The organism is Hungatella hathewayi WAL-18680, assembly GCF_000235505.1.
Classification (GTDB): Bacteria; Bacillota; Clostridia; order Lachnospirales; family Lachnospiraceae; genus Hungatella_A; species Hungatella_A hathewayi_A.
Genome location: NZ_JH379028.1, coordinates 186,865 through 200,188 on the forward strand (window position 1 = coordinate 186,865; position 13,324 = coordinate 200,188).

Sequence of the window (13,324 nt, forward strand, 5' to 3'; positions counted from 1 at the left end):
AAAAGTTTGATGGAAACGAATGACATGGAATTGTGGCGGAGAAGCGGCTGAGTGAGAAAGGGAATGAGTATGATGTGTTTTATTATACGGAAAACGCCCAGAGGGGGATTGTGGAGTGGCTGTTAGAAGCTGAAGGGAGGTAGTTCCCAATGGATTTGAAAGAACGCGCAATCAAGTTAAAGCAGGACATTCCAGCTGTTTTTTTATCACTAAAGGATAAAGACACGCCGGTGTTAGCGAAAGTGATAGCGGCTATTACCGTGGCATATGCGTTATCTCCCATCGACCTGGTGCCAGATTTTATTCCGGTTCTGGGGTATTTAGATGATGTGATTCTGCTTCCAGCGTTGATTGTATTGACAGTAAAATTGATACCGAAAGAGGTTTGGGAGCGGAATCGTGCTTGTTCTGCTGGCATGTGGAAAGACGGAAAACCTAAAAAATGGTATTATGCAGTTCCAATTATTATCATTTGGCTGTTGCTGATTTTGCTGATTATTTGGAAATGTCTGTAATGTGGCAGGGAGTGAAGCGTATTCTGGAAGTGGGAATGGAATATATTTCCGGTACGGACAGACGCAGACCGATGCAGAGTGATTGGAACATGATATTTTGAACGGATGAAAGGAGTACTATCCATGAAAAAATTAGGAATACTTGGTGGGATGGGGCCGGAATCAACTTTGCTTTACTACAAGGAAATTGCGGCGGGATACAAGAGGAAAGATAAAGATGGGAATTTCCCTGCGCTGACGATAGAGACCGTCAATATGTATGAAATGCTAGGGTATTGTAAGGCACAGCAATATGATAAACTGGCTGAATACCTGTTGCGGGGAATTTATAATCTGGAGAAGGCAGGGGCTGATTTTGCCATCTTGGCTTCCAATACCCCGCACGTTGTATTCGATATCATTGAAAAACAGGCACATATCCCGCTTCTGAATATCGTTGAACCCACTTATCAGGCGGTGAAAGCAGTCGGAATTAAGAAGGTTGTCTGGCTGGGGACAGGATTTACGATGGAACAGGAATGTTTTAAAAGACCTTTTATGGAACACGGGATTGATGTGGTGGTTCCGGATGAAAGGGAGCGGGCATTGATTGACAAGATCATTGCAAAAGAACTGGAGTTCGGAATTGTAAACGAGGAATCCAAAAAAGAAATAGACATTATCATCCAGCGCCTCATAAAGGAGGAGGGGATCGAAGCGGTCATCATGGGATGTACGGAATTGCCGCTGATGTATGCCAACGAGAAGTTGCCGGTCCCTGTGTTTGACACATTAAAGTATCATATTCAGGGAATCGTTGAGTACATGTTCCGTGAGTGACATAGGAGAATGGAGGGGGTACCGTGCAGACATTTGAAGCGGAAATTACGAAAGAGGAAAATGGAAGACTTACTTTTCTTGAGATTCCTTTTGATGCAAGAGAAGTTTTCTCCATACCCAAAGGAACCATTTATGTGAAAGGCAGAATCAATGAGGTCGAATACCGCAGCAAACTGCTGTCGCGGGGAAATGACGTCTATATTCTTGTTTTAAACAAAGAATTACAGAAACAGGTCGGTTTTCAGAGTGGTCCAATGCCGGTGAAGGTGACAATGAGCGCTGAGAAGGAAGAAATAAATGGCCCATTGAAGGAAATGGAGACGGCCGCTAGCGGGATAGATGTTATCACGGCGATAAGAGAAAGGCGGAGCATCCGCAAGTTTCAGCCGAGACCGGTTGATGAGACGATATTGTATACAGTCCTGAGTGCCGGTTTGCAGGCTCCCACCGCGAAGAATAAAAGACCATATCATTTTATCGTGATTCGTGAGAAGGAGACACTTGAGATACTGGCAAGTCAGAACCATTACGCAGTCATGCTAAGAGATGCCGCCTGCGGCATTGTCGTATGCGGAGACCGGAATATCGAGGGGAATAAGGAATTTTTATATGAGGACTGTGCCGCGGCGACGCAGAATATATTGCTTGGCGCTCATGGGCTGGGATTAGGGGCTGTGTGGTGCGGCGTTGTACAGAATTCTGATTGGAAAAAGCTGATCATAGATACACTCAACCTTCCACTGAAAATTGAACCGGTGTCTGTCATCGCCTTAGGTTATCCGGATGAATGCAGACAGGCGGAGGAGAGATGGGATTCGGGAAAAGTGCATTTTGATAGATGGTGATAAAAATAAAAACTGGAATTTGAGGAGATGGTTGAAATGAAGCGTAGCATGGTTAATCTCTTAACGTTGTCATTATTGGTTTTGGGAATTAGTGGGTGCAGCAGGAGCAGCGCCGTGGAACAAACACAAACAGGGACCGTGGAACAAACGGAGACAGTGAAACAGGCAGAGACCGTGGAACCGGCCGAGCCGGAATCGAGCACTCCGGAGCAGACAGACACTTCCGTGAATTCCGACGATACACTGGAACAGACACTATATCGAGTTATGAGCCGCATCCTGACAGACCAGGGCCTGGATCATGCCATCGATTATGATAATGGACTGGAAGATATTTCAAAGGATGCCATTGTCAAACTGTGCACATCCGAAAGCGGCCAATATGAAGCATACGGCTTCATCAGCTCAGAGTATGGGAAGACAGGCATTTTGCTAAACAACATCCTCGACTGGGGAGAAAACTGGAATTACTTAGAGGAGCCATGGTCATACGGCGCCGCAAAGCCAACCCTGGAGGAGCCGGCCGAGTACGAAGTTCTCTTTTCTTTCACACAGAAAAATGACGGGAAAGAAGTCGTGCGGCAGATTTACTTCGACACTTATGACACGGGAACAATGTCGATGCGGGAAAGCGTCAGTAATTGATTTGTGAATGAAAAATATTGAGAGAAGGAATGAGATGAGTCGAGATTATTTTTTAATGACTAATCGGATTGGGTTTTCAAAATGGTGCCATGATGATATGGAACTGGCTGTTTTGTTGTGGGGAGAGGAAGCAGTGACGCGGTATATTTGCGCGTCCGGAGCATTTTCCCGGCAGGAAATTACGGACCGTTTAGGGACTGAAATTCATAATGGCGAACAGTATTCGGTACAGTACTGGCCCATATTCGAACTTGCGACAGAGGAACTGATTGGATGCTGTGGCCTGCGGCCTTTTAAAAATGAAAAGGATTCTTATGAAATTGGTTTTCATCTTCGGAAAAAATACTGGGGGATGGGATTTGCATCGGAAGCGGCAGAGGCAGTTATCGATTATAGCTTTCGGGTTCTAAAGGCAGAAATACTGTATGCCGGTCATCATCCACAGAATGCGGCTTCCAAAAAATTATTGACAAAACTTGGATTTCAGTATATTGGCAAGAATTATTATGAGCCAACAGGGTTATACCATCCGTCTTATCAATTGAGAGTGGGAGATTATATGGAATTGACCACTTTAAAAGTGAAGCAGTGACATGAAATGGCTATTATTTTAGGGAGACAACGATGAAAATAACCGAAGTAAGAGAACGATCCTCCTCGCTGATACAACAGCTTTTGGAAATCTGGGAGACATCTGTGAGGGCGACGCATTTGTTTTTATCAAACGATGAAATAGAAATGATTAAGACGTATGTTCCACAAGCGCTGGCCGAGATACCACACCTGGTAATTGTGGAAAATGATAACGAATCCCCAGTGGCATTCATGGGAATAGATGGCCAGAAACTGGAGATGCTGTTTGTCTCAGGAGAAGAAAGAGGAAATGGCCTTGGTAAACAGTTAATTCAATATGGAATAGAGACCTATTCTGTCAATGAACTGGCGGTGAACGAACAAAATCCGCCGGCGAGAGGCTTCTATGAGCATATGGGTTTTCACGTTTATCACAGAACTGAATTCGATGAGCAGGGGAATCCATACCCACTATTATACATGAGGTATGATAAAAGATAAAGTTAAGCAGCGTCACCAGTTTAGGAGAACATAGATGAAGAATATAAAAATTGCATTTTTTGATATCGACGGAACGTTGATTGATATGAATACCAAAGTAATGACTAAAAAGATGGAAGAGACATTGATTCGATTAAAACGAAATCATGTGATTCTCTGCATTGCTACGGGGCGGCCTCTGAGAAATGTGCCGCGCTTTCCAGGGATTGAATTTGATGTTTTTCTGACGTTTAATGCATCTTATTGCTGTACAAAAGATGAGGTGATATTTAAAAATCCGATTCCGTCACCGGATGTACACACGATTATCGAAAATGCAAAAGGAATCAACCGGCCGGTCTGCGTTGCCAGTGCGGACCGGCTGGGGGCGAATGGCAGGGACAGGGATTTGGTTGATTATTTTGCAATTGCCAATCAGACAGTAGAGATTGCGGATGATTTTGAGGAACTGGCCAGGGAAGATATTTATCAGATGATGATCGGCTGTTATCCGGAAGAGTATGATAGGATACTCGACCACGCAAAAGGCGCGAAAATTACGGCCTGGTGGAATCGGGCGGCAGATATCATACCGGCAGACGGCGGCAAGGGACTGGGCGTGGAGAAGATTCTTGACTATTATCATCTGACGAGAGAGGAAGCGATTGCGTTTGGCGATGGAACCAACGATATCGAAATGCTGCAAGCCGTCGGCCACGGTGTAGCCATGGGAAATGCGACGGACAATGTGAAGGAGATTGCGGATGATATCTGCGGGTGCGCCGCGGAGGATGGGATTTACGATTACTGTAAGAAAATGCATTTGATTTAAATATGAGGACAAAGAAAAAGGAGGGGTCAGCAATGCAGCTCAGTTATATTACATTTATGATTCGGGATATGAAGAAAACGGTGGAGTTTTATGAGAAGGCGGCGAATCTGCGTGTTGTCAGACAGTTCAACCCGGGGATGGGGGAGATTACGTTTATGGCGGATGAAGATGGCGGGACAATGCTGGAATTTATCCAGTTTGAGGATGCGGAGAAGGTTTCGGTCAGGGGGATGGTGATTAGCTTTTTGGTGAAGGGAGATCTTGAGGAGCAGAGGGAGAAGATAGCCGCGCTGGGATACCATCCCTCCGATATCGTGGTAAAAGGGCCGAAGCCAAAACATTTTACCGTGGCCGACCCGGATGGGATTGTTGTGGAGTTTAGCGCTTAAATAAATATAACGTAAAACGCAGAGGACAATGTGGCCTCTGCGTTTGTTTTGCTGCTGATAGACGAATTCATGTTGGGTTACTGGTCATCCGGGCGCCGGAGGAGTAATCACCCCAGATTTGGCACCCGCCGAAACAGAATCCATGCGACAACAGAAGCGCACAGCTCGGAGATAGGAAATGCCAGCCAGACGCCGTCCGCCCCCATGATGCCCGACAGCAGAAAGCTTAAGGGGATGGTGATGACAAACTGGCGGAGCAGGGACACGATGAGGGAATCCTTTCCCCGTCCCAGGGCTTCGAAGGTGCCGGAGCAGATGACGCCTACGGTGGAAATGACGAAGCCCAGGCTGATGATCCGCAGCGCCGAGATGCCGGCGTCTAACAGCGCTTCCTCGGCATCAAACATAGCAAATATCTGGGCCGGGAAGCCCAGGGCGGCCACGGTTCCGACGGCCATGATGACGGCGGCGGAGAGCAGACTGTACCGGATGACTTTTTTCACCCGGTCGTACTCTCCGGCGCCGTAATTGTATCCGATGATGGGGCGCATGCCCTGGACAATGCCGCTGGCCGGCATGTAGATGAAGGTCTGGAGCTTGAAGTAAACGCCTAGCACGGCCACGTAGACATCGGAGAATCTGGCCAGCAGGCTGTTTAAGATGCTGACCAGAACCGACGGCAGCACCAGCATGATGGTGGACGGAATTCCCACGGAGTAAATCTGGCGGATGATGGCTTTATCAAAATGCAGATACTGCGGGTGGATTTTCACCGGAAATGTCTTCCGTTTGCGGTGGTACACCACAATGTAGAGCAGAAAGGCGGCAATCTGCCCGATGACCGTGGCGACGGCGGCGCCGATGATGCCGAGGGCCGGGAATCCCAGGAGACCGAAGATCAGAATCGGGTCCAGGATAATGTTGATGATACAGCCGGCGGCAAGCAGCACCATGGTGACTTTCATGGAGCCCACGGCCTGAAATATTTTCTCCATGGCAAGCTGAAGCTGGCAGCCGAAGGAGACGCACACCACGATGTAGGTGTACTGGCAGGCCCAGGTGAGGGTCTGCTCATCTCTGGTAAAGAGCATGAGAAACGGTCTGGTGGCCAGGAGTCCGAACACCACGAATACCAGGCAGTGGACAGCGGCCAGAGCGACGCCGATGGTGGCGGAGCGGTTGGCCTTCTCCGCGCTGCCGGAGCCTAAGTGGATGGAGATGGCGGAGGTGATGCCGACGCCCATACCGATGGCCACGGAGGTGGAGATATTCTGGAGTGGAAATGCCAGAGACACCGCCGTGAGGGCCTGGGTTCCCAGTCTGGACACGTAGATGCTGTCCACAATGTTGTACAGGGACTGAATCAGCATGGAGATGATCATCGGCACGGACATGGACATCAAAAGGCCGAATACCGGGCGGGTTTTCATAAATTGATTGGCTTGGTTCTTATCTGTTTGATTCATCTTAATTTTTCCTCTATCCTTTCTGCCCGCATGACAGCGGGAGAACAAAAAAGCCACCGGCATCTGTTTGAATTCTGAAACAGAAAAACCGGTGACTTTTTATCACTGTGAAGTATCCTAACACAGGACAGGAGAAAATGTCAAGCGATAATCGTCATTTGAAAAATGATGGAGGATTTAGTATAATATGGATTAGACTGAATTTGACCAGTAGAAAAGAGATGACCATATGCCTGATGAAATGACAGCCCCGCAGAAAATCCTGATTCGTGGCGCGCGGGTGCACAACCTGAAAAATATTGATGTGGATGTTCCTTTAAATAAGATTGTCGGTATCGCCGGCGTTTCCGGCTCCGGGAAGTCTTCCCTGGCGCTGGGGGTGCTGTACGCGGAAGGGTCCAGGCGGTATCTGGATGCGCTTTCCACCTACACGAGGCGGCGGATGACCCAGGCGGCCAAGGCGCAGGTGGATGAGGTGCTGTATGTGCCTGCCTCCCTGGCGCTGCGCCAGAGACCGGGGGTTCCCGGAATCCGGTCGACGTTTGGCACGGGGACGGAGTTTTTGAACAGTCTCCGCCTCATGTTTTCCAGACTGGCGGAGCATCGCTGCCCCAACGGGCATTATTTAAAACCCAGTCTCGCGGTTGCGGCGGGGCAGGAGTTGGTCTGTCCGGAGTGCGGCGAGCATTTTTACGCGCCTTCCGCGGAGGAGCTTGCATTTAACAGCCAGGGGGCCTGCCGCAGGTGCGGTGGCACGGGAACGGTCCGGACGGTCGATGAATCGACTCTTGTGCCGGATGAATCTCTCACCATTGATGAGGGGGCGGTAGCGCCCTGGAAAACGCTGATGTGGTCGCTGATGACCGATGTCTGCGGGGCCATGGGGGTGCGGACGAACGTGCCGTTTTGCGAGTTGACGGATTGGGAGAAGGAGATGGTGTATCACGGGCCGGCGGAAAAGAGGCACATTATCTACAAGGCGAAGACATCTAACCAGGCCGGCGAACTGGATTTTACTTATTATAATGCGGTGTATACCGTGGAAAATTCGCTTGCCAAGGTCAAAGATGAGAAGGGCATGAAGCGGGTGGAAAAGTTTCTGAAGGAGGATGTCTGTCCGGACTGTGGCGGAACACGGCTGTCGGAGACGGCGAGAATGCCGAGGATTCTCGGCATTTCCCTGGATGAGGCGTGCAGAATGACCTTGACGGAAGCGGCGGAGTGGGTGAGGAGTCTTCCCTCCCATATGCCGGAGGAGATGCGTCCCATGGCGGAGAGTATTTGTGACTCGTTTACCGGCGTCGCCAGGCGGTTGATGGATTTGGGGCTTGGCTATCTGGCACTGGACCGGGCGGCGTCCACTCTTTCCACCGGGGAGCGGCAGAGGATGCAGTTGGCCCGGGCGGTGCGCAACCGGACGACGGGGGTTTTGTATGTGCTGGACGAGCCGTCTATCGGGCTGCATCCGTCCAATATTGTGGGACTTAACGGTGTGATGCACGATTTGATTGCGGATGGAAATTCCGTTCTGCTGGTGGACCATGACACCCAGATATTGGGGGAAGCTGACTGGCTGATTGAGATGGGGCCGCAGGCGGGGGCTGACGGAGGCCGGGTCATTGCCCAAGGAACGATTGAGGAGATTGAGGCTGACGGCGCGTCGCAGATTGGAGCATTTCTGGCTGGGAGAGCGGGGACGATGTTGGAAAACCGGGTGTCCTCTGAGGAAATGTTCTCGGAGGGGACGATTCATCTGTCCACGTCATCCATTCACACGGTGAAGCCGCTGGAGGTGGATATTCCCAAGGGGAAACTCACGGTGGTGACGGGGGTGTCCGGGTCCGGCAAGACGACCGTGATACTGGAGAGTCTGATTCCCGGGCTGGAGGCGCATATCGCGGGGAGGAAACTGCCGGAGCATGTGCTGTCTGTCCGGGCGGAAGGCATTTCCCATATCAAACTGATTGATGCGTCGCCGATTGGAATCAATGTCCGCTCCACGGTGGCGACTTATGCCAATGTGCACGACGAGCTGCGCAAAATCTATGGGAGGACGGCGGACGCCAAACATCACGGATATAAGGCGGGAGATTTTTCCTACAATACGGGAATGCTGCGCTGTCCGGTGTGTGACGGGACGGGGACAATCAGTCTCGACGTGCAGTTCCTGCCGGATGTAGATATTCCCTGCCCGGACTGCCGTGGGTCCCGCTATGCGAAAATGGCATACGGAATCCGGCACACAAACAAGGAGCATGTGTCCCGCTCCCTGCCGGAGCTGATGGACATGGATGTGAATCATGCGCTGGAATTCTGCAAGGATATGAAGACGGTACAGTCGAGACTGCAGGTGCTGCAAAGTCTTGGACTGGGCTATCTGACTCTGGGAGAGGAGACGCCAAGTCTTTCCGGCGGCGAGGCCCAGCGGTTAAAGCTGGCAAGCGAGATGGGAAAAGCCCAGTCAGATTCCGTCTTTGTGTTTGACGAGCCGACCATCGGGCTCCACCCGCTGGATGTGCAGACGCTGCTCGGTGTATTCCGCACCCTTATCGCGAATGGGGCGACGGTGATTGTGATTGAGCATGATTTGGATGTCATCCGGAGCGCGGACTATTGTATCGACATGGGACCGGGTGGCGGAAAGGACGGCGGAAGGATTGTGGCGGCGGGGACGCCGTTTGAGATTGCGGGGAATAAAGAGAGTGTGACGGGGAAGTATTTGTAAGTGGGAAGTATCTGTAAGTGGAAAGTATCTGTAAGTGGATGTATCTATAAATAGAAGTGGCACGGCAAAAAACAGGCTCCTGTATCGTGACGGAAATCGTTGCGGTATAGGAGTTTTCCTGTTTTCAGATGGGGAAAAATGCAGGACGTTGACTGCCCTGGATATGTCATGGATAGGGCCAGTACAAGGTATACTGATATAAAATGACAAATAAAGTTGTCAAAAAGAATTGACAAGGAAAGTTGTCAGTGTTATAGTAAATATGACAAAGAAAGTTGTCAAAATGTAAAAAGAAGTTGTCATACGGAAAGGAGAACTATGCCACTAATTAACAGGTTAAAGGAACACCGGGCAAGGCTCGGCGTGAATCAGGCGGAACTTGGCAATCTGGCAGGTGTATCCAGACAGACCATCAGTTTGATTGAGCGGGGGGATTATTCCCCATCGGTAACGCTGGCGCTTAAGCTGGCACAAATTCTATCGGTGACAGTGGAGGACATTTTTTCCTATGAAGAGGAGGAAACAAAATGAAGGTGAAAAATTCATATTTAAAGTTAATGCTTTGGACCTTAGCCGGGACAGGGATTGGAGTAGTGCTTGGCACGGGAATGATTCTGTTTGCAAGAACCGGTGGTGAATCTGCGACGGAGTTGATTTATAATGGAGCGGTGCGAGCCACGGTCTGGATTCAATTGGCTGTTTGGTTACTCACTGGGGGGAGCATCCTGTTTTTGATGAATAAAGCGAAAAAGCTGGCCCCTCTTGTGGAATCAGATGAGGAATGGGAAGCGGAGAAAAAGGCAGACGGCGCTCAGAATATAGCTCTGACGCTCATCAGTGTCAATCTGGCGATTCAGCTTGTGGCAATTGGAATTGGTTTTGATGAAATGAATCCGTTTGCGCGCTGGACCGTGGTTCTGTTTTTAGTATCTACCATCTCCATGGCATGTTTGGAGATAGCAGTGATTAACCAGATAAAGAAGATGAACCCCATGAAACAAGGAGACCCGGGGGCGCTGTCCTTTGCAAAAGCGTGGGAAGACAGCTGTGATGAAGCCGAGCGGCTGCAGATTTACCGCTGCGGTTACAAGGCATTTCAGGTGACGAAGTATTCGCTTCTGTTCGGGCTTGCGGCAGCGATAATCGGCAAAGTAAATATGGGGACGGACAGTATGTCCATCCTGCTGCTGGGGCTGGTTTTTCTGATTCAGAGCGTTTCCTATGGGATTTATTCTCTGAAATAGGGGAATGCCAATTCAGCAATGCCCTGGCTTTGAAAAATAAAACAGGCTCCTGTACCGCTGCTGGAAAAACAGCGGTACAGGAGCCTTGTGCTTAATAGGATTTGCTTTAGGGGAGGGCGGCCTCTAGGAGCAGGTAGTCGTTGACGGCGATGGAATAGGATTTACATAATAGAAAATTCGTCATGGTGGAAATCTCGACTGAAAGATGGTATGATAGTTGTCATCGAGGGAATGAAAAGGAGGACAAGGTATGCTGGGACATTTCGGCTTTTCCTATATGGGGGTGATATTTTTGCTTCTGCTTTTTGTTCCCAATATCATCTGGTCAAAAAATCTTCCTGATGGATATGAGAACGCGGATGAGAACAGGATACTTTTGATGTTTGAACGGGCCGGACAGGTGTTGACGACTTGTTGTGCGCTTGTATTTTCGGATTTTAATGTCCGGGGGTGGTCAAACTGGTCGTGGTGGCTTATCATTGCTGTATGTTCCATGATTCTCTATGAAATCTGGTGGATACGGTATTTCCGGGGACAGCGGACGATGATGGATTTTTACAGCAGCCTTCTGGGAATCCCTGTTGCGGGGGCGACATTGCCGGTTGTTGCATTTTTTATGCTGGGGATATATGGTAAGGTTATCTGGATGATAACAGCAGTGGTTTTGCTGGGAATTGGACATATTGGAATTCATTTACAGCACCGAAAAGCGCTTGTGGTAGAAGAAAATTGACAGGAGGAGCGGGATGGGAAGCAGGATAAAAACTTATTTGAAGTCGGAAAAAGCGATGTCTACGATTAATTTGGTTTTCTTTTTGTCATTGCTTATCAGGAATAAGGGGATTATTTTCATCGCCTATCTGCTGTGGATTGGGTATCTCAGCTATTGCATAAAATCCACATCGTCAAAGGTGATGAAGACGGTTTTTGGGATTCTCTGTGTGTTTGCCGGTGTGATGGTGTTGGGGAATCTTTACTTGATGTTGAAGATGTTAATAGGTGGTTAAATAGGGGGAGTATTTATGTTGATAAAGAACATTGGATATGATTTTTCCGTATGTAAAGTGAGTGACTATTCACAGGTTGATTTTGACAGCGAGTTTTTCTTTATCGGAAGAACGGAGGAGGAAAAGTCGCTGGTATGTATGACAGAACACGTGCCGGATAATGTGACGGAGCGGGATGACGGCTGGAAGGCATTTCGGATTGAGGGGGTTCTGGATTTTTCGCTGATTGGGATACTTTCTAAAATATCGGCGTTGCTGGCGGAGAATGAAATTGGGATATTTGCCATTTCCACTTACAATACGGACTACATTTTGACGAAGAAGGAGAATTACGCGAAGGCGTTGGAGGTCCTGGAACATGCGGGATATGATGTGATTTCCTGATCAATGTCCAGGTGGATGAGTTGGAAGTGGAAAGAGGAGAGCCACTGCATGGAACAGGAGAAAAGAGTGAAAAGACAGAAAACGGAAAAGAAGGCGTGGAAGTTTCTTTCATGGGAGACCTTGGGTATCGTCATGGCGGCATGTGTGATTCAGGCTATCGTCTGGATTGGAATGCATGGAGTTCCTCTTGTGGGATTGCCGGAAAAAGAAGAGGTGAGCAGCATTACCATAACTCACAGTGACTTTGGAGAGCGGGAACTTACGGGTACGGAGGATATCGAGCTGATGGTCAAGGCGGCAAATCTTTTGAATTATCGTGTATTTGGCGAAAAGGAAGGCAGCCCCATCATATCAGTCACTTATCATCTGAAAAATGGCCGCGATATCCGGATCGAAGCGAACCATACCACCATGTGGTGGCACGGGAAAACGCATCCAATCAAGGACCAGGACGTGTTTGTGAATGTGATACAGGGCCTGTATTTTGAATGGAAAGAATGATGGAGAGATATGACATGAATATAGAATGTGCAGATATAAAAGAACTGGAACTGGTGACACGCATCACCCAGGAGACCATAAAAGAGATTTACCCACATTATTATCCCAAAGGCGCTGTTGAATTCTTCCTTGCCCACCACAGCCAAAGCCAGATAGAAAAGGACATCCAATCTGGCCGTGTGTTTCTGCTATATGATGACAACCACCACGCCGCAGGAACCGTGACCGTGAAGAATAATGAGATATGCCGTCTATTCGTCCTGCCGGACTGTCAGAAAAGGGGTTTTGGGAAGAGCTTGCTGGACTTTGCGGAGAATCTTCTATCTGAGCAATTTACCACCATCACTCTGGACGCCTCCCTGCCGGCGAAAAGCATTTATCTGAACAGAGGGTACACAATAACAGAAACACATTCTATTCAAACGGAACATGGCGATTATCTTTGCTATGATGTGATGGAGAAAGAAGTATGAGAAAAATTGTCATTATAGCAGGAGCCGGGATTTCGATGGCGCCACCGTCGTGTCTGCCCAGCTGGTGGGAGTATAACAAAAAAATAATCGAATTGATAAAAAAGCAGGCTCTGGGTTTGTGCCCTGATGCTGAGCATCTGCTCGCGGATATCGATATAGAAAAAGAATTACCGGTTCAATGTGTCTCAGATCTGATTGTTCATCAGGGGGCTGGCAGCAGTTACTTCCCATTGCTTGAACTGTTGAATGCATCCCAGCCTAATGCAAATCATTTTGCTATGGCAGAGCTGGCAAGACAAGGGCGGTTAAAAGCGATTATTACTACGAATTTCGATACACTAATTGAGACGGCGTTTCGTCAGAAAGGAATTAATCTCTAAACGATAGTTTCGGACGAGACTTATTATGAACCTGTGAAACCACATA

At 48.7% G+C, this 13,324-nt stretch carries 18 protein-coding genes; 17 read left to right on the forward strand and 1 reads right to left on the reverse strand.

All coding sequences use genetic code 11. The features are described 5' to 3' along the window. Positions 1 to 149 precede the first annotated feature (149 nt). The 8 genes from HMPREF9473_RS16745 to HMPREF9473_RS16780 all read left to right on the forward strand — a co-directional run bounded on the left by HMPREF9473_RS16745 (position 150) and on the right by HMPREF9473_RS16780 (position 5,098). The gene (locus tag HMPREF9473_RS16745; RefSeq protein WP_006781353.1) at positions 150 to 515 is read left to right on the forward strand and encodes a YkvA family protein; all 366 of its coding nucleotides are present in this window, start codon (positions 150 to 152) and stop codon (positions 513 to 515) included. A gap of 123 nt (positions 516 to 638) precedes the next feature. After that, positions 639 to 1,334, forward strand: coding sequence for an aspartate/glutamate racemase family protein (locus HMPREF9473_RS16750; protein WP_006781355.1), 696 nt, complete (start codon positions 639 to 641; stop codon positions 1,332 to 1,334). Between the two features lie 23 nt (positions 1,335 to 1,357). Further along, positions 1,358 to 2,179 (forward strand): nitroreductase family protein, encoded by an 822-nt coding sequence (locus HMPREF9473_RS26950; RefSeq protein ID WP_006781356.1) that lies wholly within the window; start codon positions 1,358 to 1,360, stop codon positions 2,177 to 2,179. A gap of 36 nt (positions 2,180 to 2,215) precedes the next feature. Then, positions 2,216 to 2,824 (forward strand): hypothetical protein, encoded by a 609-nt coding sequence (locus HMPREF9473_RS16760; RefSeq protein WP_006781357.1) that lies wholly within the window; start codon positions 2,216 to 2,218, stop codon positions 2,822 to 2,824. 55 nt (positions 2,825 to 2,879) lie between these two features. Further along, entirely contained in the window at positions 2,880 to 3,416 is a 537-nt protein-coding gene (locus HMPREF9473_RS16765) for a GNAT family N-acetyltransferase (protein WP_242830852.1), read from the forward strand. 32 nt (positions 3,417 to 3,448) lie between these two features. After that, positions 3,449 to 3,898 (forward strand): GNAT family N-acetyltransferase, encoded by a 450-nt coding sequence (locus HMPREF9473_RS16770; RefSeq protein ID WP_006781359.1) that lies wholly within the window; start codon positions 3,449 to 3,451, stop codon positions 3,896 to 3,898. A gap of 34 nt (positions 3,899 to 3,932) precedes the next feature. Further along, positions 3,933 to 4,709: an HAD family hydrolase gene (locus HMPREF9473_RS16775; protein ID WP_006781360.1), complete on the forward strand. Its 777-nt coding sequence runs from the start codon at positions 3,933 to 3,935 to the stop codon at positions 4,707 to 4,709. Positions 4,710 to 4,741: 32 nt separating this feature from the next. Then, positions 4,742 to 5,098, forward strand: coding sequence for a VOC family protein (locus HMPREF9473_RS16780; RefSeq protein ID WP_006781361.1), 357 nt, complete (start codon positions 4,742 to 4,744; stop codon positions 5,096 to 5,098). A gap of 107 nt (positions 5,099 to 5,205) precedes the next feature. Here the strand turns inward: HMPREF9473_RS16780 and HMPREF9473_RS16785 are convergent, their stop codons facing one another. After that, the gene (locus tag HMPREF9473_RS16785; protein ID WP_006781362.1) at positions 5,206 to 6,564 is read right to left on the reverse strand and encodes an MATE family efflux transporter; all 1,359 of its coding nucleotides are present in this window, start codon (positions 6,562 to 6,564) and stop codon (positions 5,206 to 5,208) included. A 229-nt stretch (positions 6,565 to 6,793) separates the two neighbouring features. On the opposite strand from HMPREF9473_RS16785, the gene HMPREF9473_RS16790 reads away from it, so the two are divergent. From HMPREF9473_RS16790 to HMPREF9473_RS16830, 9 genes are all read left to right on the forward strand, one after another. Further along, positions 6,794 to 9,289 carry a hypothetical protein gene (locus tag HMPREF9473_RS16790; RefSeq protein ID WP_006781363.1) on the forward strand — a complete coding sequence of 832 codons (2,496 nt, stop codon included), beginning with the start codon at positions 6,794 to 6,796 and terminating at the stop codon, positions 9,287 to 9,289. A 318-nt stretch (positions 9,290 to 9,607) separates the two neighbouring features. Then, positions 9,608 to 9,820 carry a helix-turn-helix transcriptional regulator gene (locus tag HMPREF9473_RS16795; RefSeq protein ID WP_006781364.1) on the forward strand — a complete coding sequence of 71 codons (213 nt, stop codon included), beginning with the start codon at positions 9,608 to 9,610 and terminating at the stop codon, positions 9,818 to 9,820. Continuing rightward, positions 9,817 to 10,533, forward strand: a complete 717-nt coding sequence (locus tag HMPREF9473_RS16800) for a DUF3169 family protein (RefSeq protein ID WP_006781365.1) — start codon at positions 9,817 to 9,819, stop codon at positions 10,531 to 10,533. Before HMPREF9473_RS16795 ends, HMPREF9473_RS16800 begins: the two co-directional genes overlap by 4 nt. 250 nt (positions 10,534 to 10,783) lie before the next feature. Further along, the gene (locus HMPREF9473_RS16805) at positions 10,784 to 11,266 is read left to right on the forward strand and encodes a hypothetical protein (RefSeq protein ID WP_006781366.1); all 483 of its coding nucleotides are present in this window, start codon (positions 10,784 to 10,786) and stop codon (positions 11,264 to 11,266) included. 13 nt (positions 11,267 to 11,279) lie between these two features. Then, a complete protein-coding gene (locus HMPREF9473_RS16810; RefSeq protein WP_006781367.1) occupies positions 11,280 to 11,540 on the forward strand; it encodes a hypothetical protein in 261 nt (86 codons plus the stop codon). A 15-nt stretch (positions 11,541 to 11,555) separates the two neighbouring features. After that, on the forward strand, positions 11,556 to 11,924 hold the full coding sequence (locus tag HMPREF9473_RS16815; protein WP_006781368.1) for an ACT domain-containing protein: 369 nt from the start codon (positions 11,556 to 11,558) through the stop codon (positions 11,922 to 11,924). Positions 11,925 to 11,990: 66 nt separating this feature from the next. Next, positions 11,991 to 12,425 carry a hypothetical protein gene (locus tag HMPREF9473_RS16820; RefSeq protein ID WP_242830853.1) on the forward strand — a complete coding sequence of 145 codons (435 nt, stop codon included), beginning with the start codon at positions 11,991 to 11,993 and terminating at the stop codon, positions 12,423 to 12,425. Between the two features lie 14 nt (positions 12,426 to 12,439). Beyond that, the gene (locus HMPREF9473_RS16825) at positions 12,440 to 12,898 is read left to right on the forward strand and encodes a GNAT family N-acetyltransferase (RefSeq protein WP_006781370.1); all 459 of its coding nucleotides are present in this window, start codon (positions 12,440 to 12,442) and stop codon (positions 12,896 to 12,898) included. Continuing rightward, entirely contained in the window at positions 12,895 to 13,278 is a 384-nt protein-coding gene (locus HMPREF9473_RS16830) for an SIR2 family NAD-dependent protein deacylase (RefSeq protein ID WP_006781371.1), read from the forward strand. The genes HMPREF9473_RS16825 and HMPREF9473_RS16830 overlap by 4 nt, the downstream gene beginning before the upstream one ends. Positions 13,279 to 13,324: the final 46 nt, after the last annotated feature.

Excerpts from the sequence above, each read along its gene's own strand:
- HMPREF9473_RS16825 (WP_006781370.1), top strand. The coding sequence starts at position 12,440 with ATGAATATAGAATGTGCAGATATAAAAGAACTGGAACTGGTGACACGC.
- HMPREF9473_RS16805 (WP_006781366.1), top strand. The coding sequence starts at position 10,784 with ATGCTGGGACATTTCGGCTTTTCCTATATGGGGGTGATATTTTTGCTT.
- HMPREF9473_RS16830 (WP_006781371.1), top strand. The coding sequence starts at position 12,895 with ATGAGAAAAATTGTCATTATAGCAGGAGCCGGGATTTCGATGGCGCCA.
- HMPREF9473_RS16815 (WP_006781368.1), top strand. The coding sequence starts at position 11,556 with ATGTTGATAAAGAACATTGGATATGATTTTTCCGTATGTAAAGTGAGT.
- HMPREF9473_RS16765 (WP_242830852.1), top strand. The coding sequence starts at position 2,880 with ATGACTAATCGGATTGGGTTTTCAAAATGGTGCCATGATGATATGGAA.
- HMPREF9473_RS16750 (WP_006781355.1), top strand. The coding sequence starts at position 639 with ATGAAAAAATTAGGAATACTTGGTGGGATGGGGCCGGAATCAACTTTG.
- HMPREF9473_RS16795 (WP_006781364.1), top strand. The coding sequence starts at position 9,608 with ATGCCACTAATTAACAGGTTAAAGGAACACCGGGCAAGGCTCGGCGTG.
- HMPREF9473_RS16775 (WP_006781360.1), top strand. The coding sequence starts at position 3,933 with ATGAAGAATATAAAAATTGCATTTTTTGATATCGACGGAACGTTGATT.
- HMPREF9473_RS16770 (WP_006781359.1), top strand. The coding sequence starts at position 3,449 with ATGAAAATAACCGAAGTAAGAGAACGATCCTCCTCGCTGATACAACAG.
- HMPREF9473_RS16760 (WP_006781357.1), top strand. The coding sequence starts at position 2,216 with ATGAAGCGTAGCATGGTTAATCTCTTAACGTTGTCATTATTGGTTTTG.
- HMPREF9473_RS16745 (WP_006781353.1), top strand. The coding sequence starts at position 150 with ATGGATTTGAAAGAACGCGCAATCAAGTTAAAGCAGGACATTCCAGCT.
- HMPREF9473_RS16810 (WP_006781367.1), top strand. The coding sequence starts at position 11,280 with ATGGGAAGCAGGATAAAAACTTATTTGAAGTCGGAAAAAGCGATGTCT.
- HMPREF9473_RS16790 (WP_006781363.1), top strand. The coding sequence starts at position 6,794 with ATGCCTGATGAAATGACAGCCCCGCAGAAAATCCTGATTCGTGGCGCG.
- HMPREF9473_RS16780 (WP_006781361.1), top strand. The coding sequence starts at position 4,742 with ATGCAGCTCAGTTATATTACATTTATGATTCGGGATATGAAGAAAACG.
- HMPREF9473_RS16785 (WP_006781362.1), bottom strand. The coding sequence starts at position 6,564 with ATGAATCAAACAGATAAGAACCAAGCCAATCAATTTATGAAAACCCGC.
- HMPREF9473_RS16800 (WP_006781365.1), top strand. The coding sequence starts at position 9,817 with ATGAAGGTGAAAAATTCATATTTAAAGTTAATGCTTTGGACCTTAGCC.